The sequence below is a fragment of the Clostridium sp. UBA4548 genome (genome assembly GCF_002387895.1).
In the GTDB taxonomy this organism is placed as follows: domain Bacteria; phylum Bacillota; class Clostridia; order Clostridiales; family Clostridiaceae; genus Clostridium_J.
Genome location: NZ_DGLI01000021.1, coordinates 158214 through 176763 on the forward strand (window position 1 = coordinate 158214; position 18550 = coordinate 176763).

15 protein-coding genes, 1 pseudogene and 1 riboswitch are annotated in these 18550 nt (G+C 30.4%); of the genes and pseudogenes, 14 read left to right on the forward strand and 2 right to left on the reverse strand.

Annotated elements, in window-relative coordinates; all coding sequences use genetic code 11:
• The first annotated feature begins 3 nt into the window (after positions 1-3).
• The 4 genes from B3040_RS07205 to B3040_RS07220 all read left to right on the forward strand — a co-directional run bounded on the left by B3040_RS07205 (position 4) and on the right by B3040_RS07220 (position 3181).
• Entirely contained in the window at positions 4-492 is a 489-nt protein-coding gene (locus tag B3040_RS07205; protein ID WP_291571677.1) for an acyltransferase, read from the forward strand.
• A 1-nt stretch (position 493) separates the two neighbouring features.
• A complete protein-coding gene (locus B3040_RS07210) occupies positions 494-1303 on the forward strand; it encodes an NAD-dependent epimerase/dehydratase family protein (RefSeq protein WP_291571679.1) in 810 nt (269 codons plus the stop codon).
• Positions 1304-1307: 4 nt separating this feature from the next.
• Positions 1308-1967: a transferase gene (locus B3040_RS07215; protein ID WP_291571681.1), complete on the forward strand. Its 660-nt coding sequence runs from the start codon at positions 1308-1310 to the stop codon at positions 1965-1967.
• A gap of 173 nt (positions 1968-2140) precedes the next feature.
• Positions 2141-3181 carry a glycosyltransferase family 2 protein gene (locus tag B3040_RS07220; protein WP_291571683.1) on the forward strand — a complete coding sequence of 347 codons (1041 nt, stop codon included), beginning with the start codon at positions 2141-2143 and terminating at the stop codon, positions 3179-3181.
• A 124-nt stretch (positions 3182-3305) separates the two neighbouring features.
• Here B3040_RS07220 and rsmH read toward each other — a convergent pair whose 3' ends face one another.
• Positions 3306-4370: a 16S rRNA (cytosine(1402)-N(4))-methyltransferase RsmH gene (rsmH, locus tag B3040_RS07225; protein WP_349679165.1), complete on the reverse strand. Its 1065-nt coding sequence runs from the start codon at positions 4368-4370 to the stop codon at positions 3306-3308.
• A 387-nt stretch (positions 4371-4757) separates the two neighbouring features.
• Positions 4758-4876, reverse strand: a pseudogene (locus tag B3040_RS19565) (IS982 family transposase); the annotation flags it as partial.
• 161 nt (positions 4877-5037) lie between these two features.
• A riboswitch (cyclic di-GMP riboswitch) is annotated at positions 5038-5121 on the forward strand.
• Between the two features lie 56 nt (positions 5122-5177).
• On the opposite strand from B3040_RS19565, the gene B3040_RS07230 reads away from it, so the two are divergent.
• From B3040_RS07230 to B3040_RS07275, 10 genes are all read left to right on the forward strand, one after another.
• Positions 5178-7304 (forward strand): NAD-dependent epimerase/dehydratase family protein, encoded by a 2127-nt coding sequence (locus tag B3040_RS07230; protein ID WP_291571685.1) that lies wholly within the window; start codon positions 5178-5180, stop codon positions 7302-7304.
• A 1-nt stretch (position 7305) separates the two neighbouring features.
• Entirely contained in the window at positions 7306-8214 is a 909-nt protein-coding gene (locus tag B3040_RS07235) for a hypothetical protein (RefSeq protein WP_291571687.1), read from the forward strand.
• Complete coding sequence (locus B3040_RS07240; RefSeq protein WP_291571689.1) at positions 8201-9907, forward strand: DUF2194 domain-containing protein; 1707 nt, start codon at positions 8201-8203, stop codon at positions 9905-9907. Before B3040_RS07235 ends, B3040_RS07240 begins: the two co-directional genes overlap by 14 nt.
• Positions 9908-9911: 4 nt before the next feature.
• Positions 9912-11342, forward strand: coding sequence for a GT4 family glycosyltransferase PelF (gene pelF, locus B3040_RS07245; RefSeq protein ID WP_291571691.1), 1431 nt, complete (start codon positions 9912-9914; stop codon positions 11340-11342).
• Positions 11330-12709 (forward strand): exopolysaccharide Pel transporter PelG, encoded by a 1380-nt coding sequence (gene pelG / locus B3040_RS07250; protein ID WP_291571693.1) that lies wholly within the window; start codon positions 11330-11332, stop codon positions 12707-12709. Before pelF ends, pelG begins: the two co-directional genes overlap by 13 nt.
• Before the next feature lie 27 nt (positions 12710-12736).
• Positions 12737-14491 carry a CotH kinase family protein gene (locus B3040_RS07255; RefSeq protein ID WP_291571695.1) on the forward strand — a complete coding sequence of 585 codons (1755 nt, stop codon included), beginning with the start codon at positions 12737-12739 and terminating at the stop codon, positions 14489-14491.
• Positions 14492-14499: 8 nt separating this feature from the next.
• Positions 14500-15210, forward strand: coding sequence for a polyphosphate polymerase domain-containing protein (locus B3040_RS07260; RefSeq protein WP_291571697.1), 711 nt, complete (start codon positions 14500-14502; stop codon positions 15208-15210).
• Positions 15207-15872: a DUF4956 domain-containing protein gene (locus B3040_RS07265; protein ID WP_291571699.1), complete on the forward strand. Its 666-nt coding sequence runs from the start codon at positions 15207-15209 to the stop codon at positions 15870-15872. Before B3040_RS07260 ends, B3040_RS07265 begins: the two co-directional genes overlap by 4 nt.
• A gap of 421 nt (positions 15873-16293) precedes the next feature.
• Positions 16294-17418, forward strand: coding sequence for a radical SAM protein (locus B3040_RS07270; protein ID WP_291571701.1), 1125 nt, complete (start codon positions 16294-16296; stop codon positions 17416-17418).
• A 279-nt stretch (positions 17419-17697) separates the two neighbouring features.
• Positions 17698-18513, forward strand: a complete 816-nt coding sequence (locus tag B3040_RS07275; RefSeq protein WP_291571704.1) for a GNAT family N-acetyltransferase — start codon at positions 17698-17700, stop codon at positions 18511-18513.
• The last annotated feature ends 37 nt before the right edge of the window (positions 18514-18550 follow it).

An 18550-nucleotide genomic window follows, 5' to 3' on the forward strand; every position in this document is an offset into this window, starting at 1 on the left:
TTTATGATAATTATTTCAAAAGATGCAGTAATAGCAAAGATGGCTGATATAGAAGATTCAGTGAAAGGCACTAACATTATAATTAATGAAGGAGTCCATATTGATTCTTTTGTAAAAATAAAACCTGTTGGTGGTGTTGGAGATGTGCATATTGGTAAGAATTCCTATATAAACTCTTGTACTGTAATTTACACGGGAAATGGAGTGGAGATAGGTGAGGACGTATTAATTGGACCCAATTGCACATTAGCACCTACAAATCATGAGTATAAAGTAAAAAACAAAACGATAAAGATGCAAAGGTTTAAAGAAAGCAAGGGTGGAATTATTATTGAAGACGATGTTTGGATAGGAGCAAACTGTGTTGTTCTAGATGGAAGTATAATAAAGAAAGGTGCGGTGATTGGAGCGAATTCTTTAGTAAATGGAGAAGTGCCTGAATATTCAATTTGTGTTGGCAGTCCGGCAAGAAAAATAGGAGAGAGGGAATAACATGTACACAATATTCGGAGGAAGAGGATTCATTGGTGGTAATATTGTAAAAAAGTTAAATGAAAATAAAATTGAGTTCTTCATTCCTGAAAAGAATGACGAGAGCATATATGAAAAAAACTTAGGCAAGGTGATTTATTGTGCAGGTGTAACTTCTGATTTTAGGGAACGACCTTATGATACAGTAGATGCTCATGTAAATTATCTATCTAAAGTTTTAAGATATAGTAGTTTTGAATCTTTTGTGTATATTTCCTCAACTAGGGTATATTTTAATTCAACTCGTGGGAGTGAAGATGTTGCTTTAAGTGTAAATCCACATAATTTAGATGATATATTTAATGTTTCTAAGTTACTAGGAGAATCATTATGCCTGAATTCAGGCAAAGATAATGTTAAGGTAGCACGAATTTCCAATGTTTGTGGTGACGATTTTACATCTAATAATTTTATTTATTCAATAATTAAAGATGCAATTGAGAAAAAGGAGATAATACTGAATACAACATTAGATTCAGAAAAGGATTACATAGGGATAGAGGATGTAGTAAATATGTTATTAAGATTAGGGCATAAAGGTAACAGTGGCATTTATAATGTTGCATCAGGTAAAAACATAAGCAATGGAGCTATCATAAGTATATTAAAAGAAATAACTAAGTGTAATGTGAAAATTTCAGAAAGTGCTACCACAATTAAATTTCCTAAGATAGAAATTGGAAAAATAAAAAGTGAATTTAATTTTATGCCATGTGAAACAGACTATTTAATAAGGGATTTAATAAACACATATATTTCAAGAAAGAGGTAAGTAAATGGTTTTATCCTTAGAAATTGATGAATTAATAAATTATGTTAATAGGCAGATGTATAATCTATTTCCAGATGGTAACTCAGGTAGTATATTAGAGTATAAAAAAGAGTTTAGTACAACAATTGAAAGATTAGAAAATTGTTTTAAAAATATAAAAAACAGCAATTATTGTAAAGATACAGTTTCGTATTTCAATCACTTGCATTCAGATCAATACACAATGTTTCTATGGTTTTTATCTAATACAATTTGGAAAAGCAAGGGTGACCTTAATGTGTGTAATAAGTTATTTTATATGAATAAAAGTCTAAATGGTTTTAGTTGTATGTATGATACTGAATTACCAGAGATTTTTTTACTCTTGCATACTGTTGGAACGGTACTAGGGAAGGGGAAATATTCAAATTATTTTATAGCTACGCAAGGTTGTACCGTGGGTGCACACAAAGGTATTTATCCTAAAATAGGACATAATGTGTCTTTACTTCCTAATTCATCAATAGTAGGGGATTGCTCAATAGGTAAAAATGTTTCTATTGGTATAAATGCAACAGTTTATAATACTAACATAGAAGATAATACTGTTGTTTTTGTAGATGATAAAGGAAAAACAAATTATAAATACAAAGAAGACCACTGGTCAAAACAGTGGTTTAAATAATCAGAATGACTTGATACTTTAAAGAGTAAAGATATCTTAGTTGTTTAAAATCTAGTTTAGTGGATATTAAAGGTCACGCCTTGCATTCACTAATGAAAGCCCTAATTATATCAATGGATAATATAGTTCATCTAATTGTAAAGTAGGGTATAATATTATTTAGGGGGGATACAATGAAACCAAAGATAAGTATTATAATACCATGTTATAATGTAGAAAAATATATTGAGAGATGTGCTAAATCATTAGTAGACCAAACTATAGGTATAGAAGATTTAGAATTAATTTTTGTTAATGATGCTTCTACAGATTCGACATTATCTATGTTATTAGAAATTGAAAAGGCATATCCTAATAATATTCTTGTTATTAATTCACTTAAAAATGGAAAGCAAGGTACTGCGAAAAATATTGGAATGCAATATGCAACTGCTGATTATATTGGGTTTGTTGATTCTGATGATTGGATAGAGTGTGATATGTACGAAAAATTATATTCAAAAATTAAAGAATATAATTGTGATTTTGCTGGTTGTTGCTTTGTTCAAGATTATAGAAATGGAAAGTCAATAGAAACAGCTAATGGAGAGGATATTTTTTTGAAAATTAATACAAATGAAGAAAGAAAAGATTTTTTAAATTTAGATTTGGGTGGTGGAGTTGTGAGTAAACTCTATCGTAAATCATTAATTACAGATAATCAAATTTTCTTTCCAGAACAGTTAAAATATGAAGATAATTATTGGTATTCCATGATAAAGCTATATGTAACTAGCGTTTATATATTAAAAGAAAATTTATATCACTATTGTATAAATCCAGGTTCTACAGTCCAGAGTGTAAATGCACCCCATCATTTAGACCGCTTGAAAATTGAAGTTATGAAATTAGATGCATATAAAGAAAAAGGTGTATTTGATACTTTTCATAGTGAAATAGAGCTAGAATTTTTAAATTTATTTTATATAAATACGTTATTTATATTGTTTACAAAATTTGCTCCAATACCAGTTGATGTAATATATATTATGCAAAAAACTGTACTAGAATTATTCCCTAATTATAAAAATAATTCGTATTTTATTGATACACCTAGTAAGTATCATCCATTTTTGAATACTATAGATATAAATTGGGATGAAGATCAATGGAATAAACTTGCTAATAAATATAAAGAAATTATTAATAATAGAACAATTATTAACAATAACTAATCTGAATTATTTATACAACAAAAAAGAGATTTGAAGGGAGTTATGAAGCAGTGGATTTCACCCACCACGCTTCGCCTACACCAACAAGACCCACGACAATTTTGTCGTGGGTCTTTAACTTTTCTTATGCTTTTATTGCCCAACGTAATTTAGCAGAACGTGCACGACTGTTAACATTACATTCTTCAGCTGATGGGCGAATAGGTTCCTTAGCTATTTCAGAATAAATGCCTTCGCGGAAAAAGTGCTGGAAGGATTTTTTCACGCGGCGATCTTCTCCTGAATGGAATGTAAGTATAGCAACACGACCACCCTTAGCAAGGACATTAGGAAGTTTTTCTAAAAACTCATCTAAAACTTCAAATTCTTTATTTACATTAATTCGTAATGCTTGAAAGGTCCTTTGGCAGGACTTTTTAATATCATCTTCTTTGATTTTTGGAACATACTTTAGATTATCTTTGATGATATTTCTAAGTTGTGTGGTTGTAGTTATATCAATTCCTTTTTTTATACTAGAAAGAATAGCACGAGCAATTACAGCAGCGTGAGGCTCATCAGAATTTTCTATGAGCATATCTTCTATTTCAAATAGGTTCAATTCTTTTAGAAGATCTGCTGCAGAGATACCCATTTTGGGATTAAGTCTTAAGTCTAAAGGCCCTTCAGCCTTAAAGGTAAACCCTCTTTCAGGATTGTCTATTTGCATAGAAGAAACCCCTAAATCTGCCAATACAAAATTAAAAGCCTCTGGTTTTGAGATAACCTCATCTATTTTGGCAAAGTTCATTTGCTTAATCTCTAAAATTTCTGGACCATAACCTAGTTTTTCTAAACGCTCTTTAGTCTTTGGTAATTCAATAGGATCTACATCAAGTGAATACAAGCGCCCTTTTGAATCCAAACACTTAAGCATTTCTAAGGTATGACCACCATAACCTAGTGTTGCATCTAGTCCAATTTGTCCAGGGGTGATTTGTAGAAAATCTAATATTTCCTTAACACAAATGGAAATATGCATACCTGCAGGAGTGTTGCCCTTTTTAATAATTTTTTCAATATCATCAGCATATTTCTCTGGATTCAGTTCCTTGTATTTTTCCTTAAAATTCTTAGGATGAGTTCCTTTATAGCGAGGACGACGCTGATGTTTAATTTCTTTTTCATCCAAAGTTTGATCTACACTCATTCTCTTCCCTCATTTTACAATATATTTTTACTGTTTTTATAGATTATATGATAGCAGATACAATTTGCTAAAGCAACACCAAGGGGTTGCATTCTAAAATCACCACTAATTGTAGAAATTAAATTACTCCTTAGAGCAGTTAAGTAAGTTAAGAGTTCCATTGAAGTAGAGGCTACTGATATACAGGGGGAAGGTAGTCAATTTTTATGGAAACATATTTAAGACTTTTACGGCAAAAAAAATGATGCCTACGGGCAAAAAAGAAACAACTTACTTAAAGGAATATAAAATAAATACCAGCATATACATTTAATATAAAGTATACTAAATTTTAATTAAGTACAAAGAAATTTACAGTTTAACCTGTTGTATTAATAAAATTTTTCAACTTTTAATACATGCTGGAGTTACAATTGATAAGTATCACCAATTGTAACAAAAGTGACAATAGTAAAGTCCTTAAGATTATTTATTGCTGTATTATAGTAATTATTAAGCTCTAGCATTTATGTTTTCCATTATCATTGTTGAATTGGCGTTTTTCAATAATAGAGTAACATGACATGCTAGGGCTTTTATATATGTAATTAATTCTAGTTCATTTACTAGCACAACCAGTAAATTTATCATTTTCATATTAAGAAACAACAGGTGAAAAATATATAAAAATATAATTAGAAACGATGATGCAACTTTTTTATTTGGGTACCTGAAAGTTGTTAAGTTAATGGTACAACCGGCTAATATAAATAAATTAGCCGGTTTTTATTATGGGAAAATTTATTTTTAGGAAGGGGGATCTTATGGATGAAGGTCATGTATGTTGGAGGGGACGATGAATTAGGGAAATCATTTATTGAGAGAATGGGGAAGGAAGGCTATGATGTGTACTTACTGTCAGATAACAAGTTTTCAGGAAAAATTTCTAAGACTATAAAATATAAGTACTATAAGTTATCTGGAAAAGCAGATATGACAGAAATAGTTTTTTCTTCTGTTCTACCTGACATTGTTGTATTTGCAGGTATTGACTATATGAATATCCCTAGCAGTGGAAGCAAAGGAAAGTATCTTATTACCTTAAATAATGTTTTAGAACAATGTGCAAAGTATAATGTTAAAAAGTTTATCTATCTTTCTTCTTACGAAGTATATGGAGCCCAGTGTGGAGTCATAGCTGAAGATAATAAAATTATACCTGATACTAGTAAAGGTCTTATGTATGCACAGGGAGAGTCAATGGTTTCTTTATATAAGGAGAAATATAAGTTTCAGAGCATAGTTCTTAGAGGGACAGAGGTTTATAGTGAAAAATGCAGTGATAAAAGCATGGATTTTTTAAGTAGTTTGATTAGAGAATTAAAATTGCAATCAAAGATTAACATTGAAAAAGATGAAATTTTCCAGCCGATACATGTTTCGGATTATGTAGATGCTATAAAACGTGTAATGGAATCAGGAAATCATGGAGTTTATAATGTTTCAGGAGACTTTAAGGTTTCTAAAGCAGAATTGTTACAGTTACTAGCTGAAAGCTTTAGCATTGAAGCAGATATAGAGTCAGAAGGTAATTCTAGGACAAGAGATGTCAGTAATGAAAAAATCCATAAAGAACTAGAATGGACAGACTTTAGAAATTTAACAAGTTTACTTAAGGAGAAGAAAATTATTTATTCGGAAGATAGGATTAAAGCTCCTAAGAAAGAAAAGAAAAAAATGCCTCCAGCAATTAGAAGAACCATAGAGAATGGTATAGTATTTATTATATTTTTCCTACTGTATTATATATGTGATTCTCATACCTTATTTTCAAAAGTTCATTGGCTTTTGATATATGTGGTACTTATATCCTTATTCATGGGTATACGTCAAAGTGCTATAGCTGTTATTTTAGCTAGTTGTGGTTATTTATTTATGCAAAATATTAGTATATTTGAAATGACTAACTTTTACTCTTATGCAGAATCAGTTCTTATGATTGTTGAATTTGTGTTTTTTGGTATTTGCACTAGTTATACTTCAGATATGCTAAAAGAAAATCTTGGGGAAAGTCAAAGAAACTTAAAAATGGTGAAATCTGAATATGAAGAATTAAAAGATATTAATAAAGAAAATGTAGCTATAAAGATGGAATATGAAAAGAGAATCTTAGATTCAAAATCAGGATTACCTAAATTGTATTCAGTTGTAAATAGGCTAATGGTTCTCCAGCCAGAGCGTATATTTATGGAAATTCTTAACGTTATATCAGAGATGATTAATACTAGAAGTGTGGCAGTTTATAAGGTAAACAAAAATAGCTCTTATTTAAGACTTGTAAATGCTTTAAATGAAGAGTCAAAAATAAGTGGTAAGTCATGGAACTTAGATAATTATCCTAAAATTAAGACTGCTATACAAAGAGGAGAATTATATCAAGGAAATGTATGGAATAAAGAACCAGCAGTAGTAGTGCCAATTTCTCATGAAGGAAAATCTATAGCAGTTATTTTAATTAAAGCTTTAGAGTTTGAAAGCCAAACTTTGTACCACATTAATCTTCTTAGAACTTTAGCTTTATTAATTACTGAATCTGTTGTACGTGCAATTGAATATGAAAATTATACACGTGGACAAAGATATATTAAAAATACAGACATATTAAATAGTAAGGAATTCAAAGGAATTGTTCTACTGGCACAGGAGAAGGAGGATAAGCAACTGGCTGAATACTGCATAATTAAGTTAGGCAATTCAAGAACCTTAGAGGACATATATGAAAGGGCATCAGCTTGTGTTAGAATGACAGATTATTTTGGAACAGATCATGAGGGTGCAGTATATATATTGCTTAATAATACTTCAGAAGAAGACTATAAAATTGTTTTAAAAAGGCTAGAAGAAAAGGGTGTTAAGGGAGAGCTAGTTAGAAGTTATGAAGGTATAGGTGATTAATATGGATAAGTTAATATTGACATTACTCCTTTTAAATCTAATGCTTTCTGTGCTTTGGTTTATATTGAAACTAAAGAAGAAACAAGTTGCATGGATGGCTTTATTTTTTATTTGTCTTCCAGGGTTAGGATATTTAATTTATTATGTTCCAAGAATCTTAGAAAAAATTATTTATGAATATAAATATGATAGAGAATCCCTTGTAAAAAGATTTGATTTTGAAAGATCACAAGAAAGACCCTACTTACAGGGAGAATTAAATGTAGTACCTGTAGAAGATGCTATGGTAGTAAGCACTAATACAGAAAAAAGAACCCTTTTATTAAGTCAGCTTAAGAAGGATATATTTAACAATTATAGAGCTTTACTTGCAGCGGAAAATGATGAGGATTCTGAGTCAGCTCACTATATAGCAGCTGCAAAAATGGAAGTGTATCGTATGCATCAACAAAGGTGGAATGAAGTGCTTGAAAGATATGAAGAGGAGTGCAATTCTATAGAGGTTTTTCATGAGATTATGGAAATACTTGAAGAGCTTATTGAAAGCCATGTACTTTCACTTAAAGAGAAAAAGTTATATAAGAAAAAGTACTGTGAAATTTTAGAAGGTCAAATGGAAAGTAAAGAAGGAATTATAAAAACTAAAGAATATAAAACTTATCTTACTTATTTAATAGAAGATAAATCTTATGAAAAAGCTGAGAAGTTTTGGGTTGATAATCGTGAAGCAGCTAAGTGTGAAGAAAGTTATATGATGATACTTAAAATGTATTTTCAATGTAAGGATAAAGAAAAATTTTATAGATGTATTCGTCAGCTAGAAGAAGATAAAGCAGTTAGACTTTCAGTAGATGGACTTGAAAAGTTAAGATACTGGATTTCAAAGGGTGAAGAAGATGTTATCAGTTAAGAGGCTGTTATATGTAATTCTTCTTGTTATAACTGTAAGCAGTATATTCATGATTTATAACATCAATGAAGAAAAAACAAAAAAAAATGAAATTTATAATAAAGCTGTAGAAGAAGAACCCTTAAGTAAAGAAATAAGCATAACTAAAGAAAATGAGCCTAAATTTCTTATTACAGGAAGTAATAACAAAGAAATTTATAAAGAGATATATAGAAATACATGTTTAATAATGTCAGATTTGAAACTTTTCTATGAAGAAAAAAATAAAATAGAAACTAAAGACTTAAATAAAAATACTGTTCTTATATTTTGTGATGACATAGTTAGTAACTATATAGACTTAAAGACCTTGGGACAATTTATCATTGGTGGTGGAAAAGTAATTTTTGCTGGTGGACTAGCTGAAGGAAATGAAGAATCATACTTATATCCTTTTTTAGGTATTAAGGAAAAAACTATTAAAGAAAACTATAACAAACTGAGCTTTGCAAAAGAATTATTCCCAATTCAATATGAAGAGATGAATTATGATGGATATAATGCTTCAATATGGATATCAATAAAAAATGATGCAGAGGTTTATGTAGAGGATGCCAATAAGAAAGTTCCAATTTTATATAGTTATGGATATGAAAAAGGAAAATCTTTTCTAATTAATGGAACCTTTATGGCAGATATAAATTGCTCTGGAATATTAACAGGAGCTATTGGAGCTATAATGGATGATTTCATATATCCTATAGTTGGAAGTACAGGTGTGTTTTTGGATAACTTTCCAATGGTAACTTATATTAACGATAAAATATCCATGAAGTTATATGGTAGAAATACTGAAGCTTTTGTTAGGGATACTGTATGGCCAGTTTTTCTTGGAATTTCCTTAAGACAAAATATTCCTTATACTTCTTCAGTATTAATTGAATCTTCCAAGGATAAAAGTTTTCCAGCTATTAATGATAGTTTGTTTAGCACAATAGGTAAATCAGCACTTCAGCACCAGGGAGAGCTTGTTTATGGGTCTAACTGTGAGGATGAAAATAAAATCTACTTAAATAAAGACTTTTTAGAAAGCTTTAATGAAGTTTTTCCAAGATATGATGTTAATGGACTAGTAATGATGTCTGATAAATTAAGCCGGAATATCATAAATATACCTAATGTAAAAATAAAAAATATAAGAGGACATTTAGGTTCTAGTGAGAGTAATAAAAGATTTAATAGTGGCTCTTCCTACAGTGTATTTCCAGCAGCCACCTTTGGAAATACACTAGAGGAAGGCAATCTTCTTGAGATTACGTCAGTTATAGCTTCTTATGGAATGATATCTCATGTGTTTGATATTAATACATTAATAGCTGAAGATGAAAATATCCCATCTTGGGATAAATATAAAAAACAAATTGGATTATTTGAAGAAAAGGTATTAAAGCCAGCTTCTTATTTAGAGGGAAAAACTCTTTCACAGATGAGGAGTAAAGTTAAGAGTTATGTAAATATGGAGTTTGGGTGGAGAAAAGAAGGAAATCGCATTGAAATAGACTGTAGCAAATTTATAAATGGACAGACTTTCTTCTATAAGACAAATGGTGAAATTGAAAGTGCTGAGGGGCTTTCTTTTGAAAAGATTGACAATGGATATTATCTTTTAAAGTTGGCAAATGAGCATGCAGTTATAGAGTTGAAAGAGAGGTAATGCTATGCGTATATGCATTATATGTGAAGGCTGTTATCCATATGTACCTGGGGGAGTTTCTAGCTGGATACAGATGCTTTGTAATCATTTTTCAGATATAGAATTTGTTATTTGGGCTATAGCAACTAATAAAAAAGAAATGTCAGAGTACAAATATAAAGTTCCAGACAATGTGAAAGAGATTTCTACAATTTATCTTGGTGAGGAGCAGTTTTCTCATAAATATAAAAAGGTTTCTTTATCAATAGATGAAAAGGAAACTTTAAAGAATCTTGTTGTTGGAGTAGCCAATGAGATTCATTGGGAAAAAACTTTAAAATTTATGAAAAGGCATAGGAAGTATCTAACAGATGTGCTTATGAGTGAAGCTTTCTATGAAATCTGCCTTCAGGAATATAAAAGGCAGCAATCTAAAAAAATATTTCAACATTTTCTTTGGAATATTCGTGGTATGTATTTTCCGCTTATGCATATCTTATCGGAGGATATACCTAAGGCAGATATTTATCATTGCGTATCTACAGGATATGCAGGAATACTTGGAAGTTGTGCCTCTTATGTAACAAAGAACCCACTACTTATATCAGAACATGGAATTTATACCCGTGAGAGGGAAGAAGATATCATTCGTTCTAATTGGGTGGAGGGAGATTTTAAAGAGCTATGGATTGAGTTTTTTAAAAAACTTTCTTACATTGCATATAATCAAGCCACTAATGTAACTAGTTTATTTGAAGTAAATAAAATGTTACAGATAGAGCTGGGATGCCCAAAGGAAAAAATTTGTATCATTCCTAATGGAATAAATCCTGAAGATTTCTTGAACTTAAAATCCTATAATAGGCTAGAATCAAATAAATTTAATATAGCAGCTGTACTTCGAGTAGTACCTATTAAAGATGTAAAAACAATGATTCTAGCTTTTGATATTGTGAAGGAAAGAGTGCCAGAAGCTAAACTATATCTTATGGGAAACCGCGAAGAGAATCCAGAGTATTATGAGGAATGCAGAAAGATGATTGAAGACTTAAACATTAATGATATTGAGTTTTTAGGTCAGGTGAATGTTAAAGAGTATCTTCCAGAGATTAATCTTCTACTTTTATCTAGTATAAGTGAGGGGCAGCCACTAGCTATTTTGGAAGCCATGGCTGCTGGGATACCAGTTGTGGCTACTAATGTTGGAGATTGCAAAGGGCTTTTAGAAGGTGAAGAAGGAGATAAACTTGGGAGAGCTGGAATAATTACCTCTGTAATGAATAGTGAAGCTATAGCAGAAGCAATTATATACTGCATAAGACATCCAAAGGAAAGAAAAAGAATGGGCCTTGTTGGACAAAAAAGAGTAGAAACTTACTATAGAAAGGATGCATTTCTTAAAGAATATAGTAAAATGTATGAAAAATTAGGAGGTGGACATAAGTGGCAGGAATAGGATTTGAACTTAGAAAAATATATGAAAGAAAAACACTAGCAGCTAATGTATGGGGAAGTATCTACGCAACTATGACAACCATTGGACCTTCAGTATTATTTGCCATACTTTTATTAACATTAAAGTTTCTCATGGATCATTTTGAAATTGAAGAGCTAAGGAGTATGTTCTTTATTTCCTCTTTTACCTATATTTTTTTAGTTGCTATATTAGTATCTTCTTTATTTAACACTATATTATCTAGATATATTTCTGATTGTATTTTTGTAAAAAAAGAAGCTGATATTTGTGCATCTATGTTTGGTGTTCTTGCCATGGGAAGTATTGTATCAGGGATAATTATTTTTGCACTTTGTTTAGGAATGTATTTCAATGATAAAATCCCAATTAGGTTTTTAATTGTATATTACTGGCTAGGAGTACTTGCCACAAACACCTATAATTTAATTACTTATGTATCAGCTTTAAAAGAATACAAGGAAGTAACAATAAGTTATTTAATAAGTTTAGTTGTAACAATTCCAACATTTTTATTATTATATAAAGCATTTAATGTAGAAATTGTGTTTGCTGCCTATATAGCATTATCAGTTGGATTCTTTCTTGCCAATATACTGCTTGTATATTTCTGTATAAAAGCTTTTGGTAAACCAAGTAATAACTATTTTTCTTTTCTATTATATTTCAAAAGGTTCCCTAAGTTAGTGCTAAGTGGATTTTCATATATGCTAGGATTTTATATTTCAACTATAATCTACTGGGTTTTCTCTGATATGAGCACTCAGGTGAGTATTTTTAGAACAGCTCCTGAGTATGATATGGCTATGTTCATGGCAATTGTTGTGAATATGCCTGCTTTAGTTATATTTGTAGTAAAAGTTGAAACAGAGTTTTTTGATAAGTATGTGGCTTATCTTTCAGCGCTAAACAATGGTGCTTATTCAGTTATTGAAAAAGAAAGAGAGAATATGATTAATATCATAAGGCTTCAATTGTTTTATGTTTATGAAGTTCAATTAATTATAGTAGTTGTACTTATATGCCTTGCCAATGTATTTTTCCCTTATTTAGGTATAAGTGCTCAATCTCTTAATATGTTTATGATTCTAAGTATGGGATTGTATTGTACCTTTTGCATGTATTTTACAGTTATTTTCCTTTACTACTTTGAAGACCATACCTTTGCAGCCATAGGGCCTGTTATATTTTTAAGTTTAACAGCAGTACTATCATTGATTTTTTCTGTCATTGGAAAGCCCTTCTATACTCTTCCTTTATTAATTGGAGGAATTATTGGATGGGTTATTACTTATATTTTATTGAAGAAAAGATTAAAAAGTTTAAATATGTTTCTTTTATGCAAATAAAGATAAAATCAATGGAGGTTAAAGCGTGTGAATAAATCTGATAAAAGTAATAATGGAGTACTAGGGATAATTATATTAGTTGCAGTGATTTTATTTGGAATTTTATATTTTAAGGATATAATCCCTAAAGAAGAAGCAATAAAAACACAAGAAACAAGTCTGGAGGAATGGAATATTGATAGTAGCTCTATGAATGGCATTCCTATTAGAGAAGATAAGAGTATTTATTCTAATGCTCCCAATACAAATATACATGATGTTTATATTAGTGTTTTTCCAACGAAGGCCTTAGACGGAGAAATCATTGATTTTTCTGCTTTTGGAATGCATGCATCAAGGGATCACACTTACAATCCAGAATTAAATTGTAATGTTCAGATTTTAAAGGAAGGAGAAACTTTAGATCCACTGACAGCCTTAGATAGTAAAAATGCAACTATTCGTGTCCGTGGTAACTCATCAAGAGGAGATACTTATAAAAGTTATAAAGTAAAGCTTGATGATGAGGCTAAAAGTTTTTTTGGACAAAGAAACCTTAATATTAATAAGCATTCCGAGGATATTACAAAGATTGCAACAAAACTTCAAACAGACTTATTAGCTTCTGTTGATAATATTATAAGTTATAGAACTTATTTTATGCGGGTTTGGATTAGAGATACATCTGTGCCAAAGGATAAGCAAGAGTTTAAGTATTATGGATTATATACTGAAATTGAACAACCAAATAAAACCTATCTAGAAGCTAGAGGCTTAAGTAGTAATGCATCTATGTATAAAGCTAGAGATTTTAGTTTTGAAAAAAGTGATGTGTTAAAAGATGTAGAGGATCCTAATTACAATAAAGAAGCCTTTGAGACGGTACTTACTATTAGAGAAGCAAATAGTCATAAACAGTTATTAGAGATGTTAAAGGCTGTTAATGATGAAAGTAGGGATTTTGGAGAAGTATTTAAGAAGTATTTTAATGAAGATAACTATTTAACTTGGTTAGCCTTTAACTTGCTTATGGGGAATAACGACACCATTAATCATAACTTTATTATTTATAATCCAGATAACTCTAACACATGGTATTTTGTACCTTGGGACTTTGATGGTACTCTTCGCTTTGGTGACCATGAAAGTAGTTTAATGAAATTACCACCATCCTTAAAGGGAATTCAAAAGTTAAATCAGTCAATATTGCATAGACGTTATTTTAAATTAGAAGGAAGTATAGAAAAAATTAAAGATAAGATGGATGAACTCTTAAAATATCAGATTACTAGAGAGAAAGTTACTGAGCTAGTAAATAGCTATAAACCAGTTTTAGAAAAAACCATTACTCAGTATCCAGACATAGGGCTTCTAGATGAAATGAATCCTAAAGAGTATTCTCAGTATTTAGACAAACTATATGATGGTATTTTAACCAATTATGAAGCTTTTAAGGAAGCTATAAAATATCCATCACCAATGTATATAGCACAGCCACAACAAAATGGAGACTCAGTTGTTTTAAGCTGGGAACCAGCTTATTCTTATGAAGGACTACCTGTAACCTATAATGTACAGATATTTAACGATTACAATATGGAAAGTAAAGTTCTAGAAGAAAAAAACATTGCTGAAACAAAATATACTTTAAATAATAAATTAGCACCGGGAACATATTATCTAAGGGTAACAGCATTAGATAGTATGGGACGGGAACAGCTTAGTATGGAAAGATTTGAAACTATGATTACAGAGGTTAAAGGATACAATGTAAATGGTCTTTTAGAAATTAAGATTAAGTAGGTGGTTTAATGCAGTACCAAGGACATACACTTAGACATGAAATGAAGTATTATATCAATAAAAGTGTTTATCATACCCTGAGAAATCGTCTTAAAACGGTGATTTTCACAGATTCTAATATGAAAAGGGAAGAGGGGTACTTAGTTAGTAGCTTATATTTTGATGATATGTATCAATCTGCCCTTGAAGAGAAACAATCAGGAATTAGGTTTAGGAAGAAGTTTAGAATTCGCTGTTATAATTTAGAAGATAATTATATAAGATTAGAATGTAAGAAAAAATATGATGAATTTATCTCAAAAACCAGTGCAGCTCTTACCAGAGCTGAATATGACTGTATTTTATCTGGCAATTATGAGTTTTTAGGACATAGAAAAGAGCAAGTATGTAAAGAACTTCTGGCATACAATAAAACTAGATTGATGAAGCCAAAGGTAGTAGTAGAATATATGAGGGAAGCCTATGTTCTACCTACTGGAAATGTAAGAATTACCTTTGATAAGGATATATCTTCATCTATAGGTAATTACGATATGTTTGCTAAAGACTATATCACAAGAAAAGTACTTAAAGAAGAGATTATGGTGATGGAAATAAAGTTTGATGATTTTTTGCCAACCCATGTTATGAGTATTTTGAAGACAGCAATGACAGACAAATGCGCTATATCAAAATATGTGATGTGTAGAGAAGAGAAGAGGAGGATACAACTTAGATGAATAATTTTTCTGATATATTTAAAAAGGGGTTTTTACAGGAAACAGGAAATCTCACTATAGGTGGATTCATCATGTCCATGTTAGCAGCTTTTATCTGTGGAATGATTGTTTATTTTGTCTATAGAAAATTTTTTAAAGGAGTTATCTATAACAACAATTTTAATATTTTACTTGTACTAACAAGTATGGTAACTTGCTTTATTGTTATTGTAATAAGCTCTAATGTAGTATTATCACTAGGTATGGTTGGTGCTCTTTCTATAGTACGTTACAGAACTGCTGTAAAAGATCCACTGGATGTGGGTTTCTTATTTTGGACAGTGGCTGTAGGGGTAACCTGTGGGGCTGGATTATATATAATTTCATTACTTGGAACTATTTTTATTGCTATAATCTATATTTTATTAGTAAATGTAAGAAGCAGAAAAAGAGTTTATATTTTCATTGTAAAATATGAAAATGAAGCTGGGAAGGCTGTCATGAGAGAAATTGAAGGTATCAATAAAGTTTTAAAAAATAAGACAACCTCTAAGGGATATACTGAGCTTACCTATGAAGTACGCCTAAATGGTGATAACACAGCTTTTGTTACAACTCTTTCAGAAATTGATGGTGTAGAAAATGCAGTGATTGTGGAATTTACAGGAGATTATTTTGAATAGAACTGTAATAAGAAACAGTTTGAGTACAGTTTTTATATTAGTAAGTTTAATTGGTGTTTTTAGATTGAGTAAGAAAAAGCTTTGGAATTTTGAAGAAGGTTCTCAAGTTTTAAATAGTCCTAACAGGGTAAGGGAAGTTAGTATAAGTTATTATAGAATGGATTCAACCTGCCTTCACATATATAATTGAAACCCAGGACAGTTTTGTCCTGGGTTTTTACTAATGGGTTAAATTTTTTATAGACTTATCAATATGGGTTTATATTCTTAGTTTTTTTTAATATAAAAAGTGTTATAATTAATTGAACTTTTGTGAGTTATATTTTCTATACAATGTATGTGGAGACAGTAATTTCATTAATAAGTGTAACAAGAAGACTTAGATTGAGTCTTCAGGAGGATAATTAGAGGAGGATACATTATGAAAATTTCAAAGAAAGATGCGTTGTTATGGTTTGAATTTTTTTCAATGTTGCCTGAAGAAGAGGAACTGATGACAAAACAAAAAGAAATCATTTACTCTACCTTTGCGCAAATTGAGGAAGCCATTGATCATAGAAATGATAAATTAATGTCAGAAATTAAAGGCTTAAAAACTTTGAAGAATAGAACTTATTTTGTAGGGAATGAAAGCAAATTCCCAAAGGGGTGTGGGTCTTGTCTAATGGGCACTGGCTTAAGTGCAATTAGAAAAACCAATAAATGTAACATTGAATGTAAGTTCTGTTACAATTATGGGGAACTAGATGATATTCCTCCAGTTGGGGAAGGTATGTGGGAAATTGGTGGTACAAAATTTTATGAGAAAGATATTGATTTACTTCTTTCTACCTACAAGAAACCTACTGGTATTTCCTATGTTTATTTAGAGCCATTCATGGAAATCGAAAAATACTATTCCGTAATAAAGAAGTTTAAGGATGCAGGGATTCATCAACATTTATATACAAATGGAATTTTAGCTACAGAGGAGACTTTAAAAGCATTAGGAGAAGCTGGCCTTGACGAGATACGTTTTAACTTAGGTGCTTCTAAGTGTTCAGATAAGGTTATTGAAAACATTGGAATAGCAAAGAAATATATTAAAAACGTAGGAATTGAAACTCCAATGACTCCTGAATTTTTCGAAGTATTCTTTAAGAAAAAGCAGGCAATCTTAGATACAAATCTTGATTTTATAAATTGTGCAGAATTACATTTAAATGAGAATAACATAGACAATTACTATGGAGAAAACATGTATATCGCTAGACACGGCTATATATCTCCAACTTGGAGTAGAGAATTAACTCTAAAGTTTATGAAAATAGCTGATGAAGAAAAATGGGATTTAGTAGTTCATGATTGTTCAAACCATACAAAGTTTGCTAGGGATTTAAACTTGAGCAGCAAAGAAGGTAAGTGGTTTGGAGCTAGTAGTTATGGCTGTGAGTTTCCAAAGATGCCATACGAGGCATTTTTACCAATACTACGTGATGACAGTTTCAAATTTTTAACTGAAGAAGAATTACCAGAGGGCTATAAACCAGGAGAACTTATTTTTTAGAAAGCCTTTCATGTCAACCTCCAAACTGATGTTAAATAAGCCATCAGTTTGGAGGTTTTTCCTATATATTTCTAAATTTATTATAAAATATCCTTTCAATAATAACTGCATATCTGAGTATCTTGAATTTCTGGGAGTGAGGTCTTTATATTTTAAAATAATAAGCTTTGCTCTTTTCCTTTTATTTTTTGTACTAATGGATTTCATAGTATATACTATTTATAAAGCTTAATACATAATATTCCAAAATAGTTAGTTTTAAGTTAAGGGGAGAATACCATGTATAAAATAGATAGTGATTTTGAAATAGTAAAAAATATATTTAGTTCAAGTAGTAAGAAGTTTGTTTTTCAGCCAATTATTGAAGGAAATACACCTGGAGAAATATACTTGAATAGCTTAATAAGTCCTGAGTTATATGTAATTTTTGATAAAGGAAATTTTGTAATATATGTTGGCGGTGATACTACTGCGCATGAAGAATATACTCGGTGCATCGAATACATTAAAGAGTATATATTAACTGAAGACTTGAAAAAAGAATTCTATGACTATATTAAAATTTCCTATACATCGGACTTATGGAAAAGTGCATTACTAGATGTATTTTATGATTTGAAGGTTCGCCAAGATAGAAGAGCTTTGTATAAATGTGATATATCAAATATTCATTATAAAACTCCAGACAGTTTCTCATATGAAATTAAGCCTATTAATGAAGAAGTGCTTAAGGATAGTAGCTTAGAGAATTTTGAATTACTAAAAGAAGAGGTATTGGGAATGTGGGGGAGTATTGAGGGGTTTATTAAAAATGGGTTTGGATATTGTGCTGCTCATGGTAGAAAATTAATATCATGGTGTACTGCTGAACTTGTAAGTAGAAATTACTGTGGAATAGGCATTGAGACTATTGAAACAGAACAAAGGAAAGGTGTTGGAGCAGTTCTTGCTGCAAACTTTCTTAAGGAATGTGCTACAAGAAATCTAGAACCCTATTGGGATAGTTGGACCAGGAATTTAGGTTCCGTTAAAATAGCCGAGAAGGTTGGATTTTATAAAGTTGAAGAATATGATGTGCTTATAGTTGAATTTTAGATAGTACAATACAAAGTATTATTGGAAAGCCAAGGTT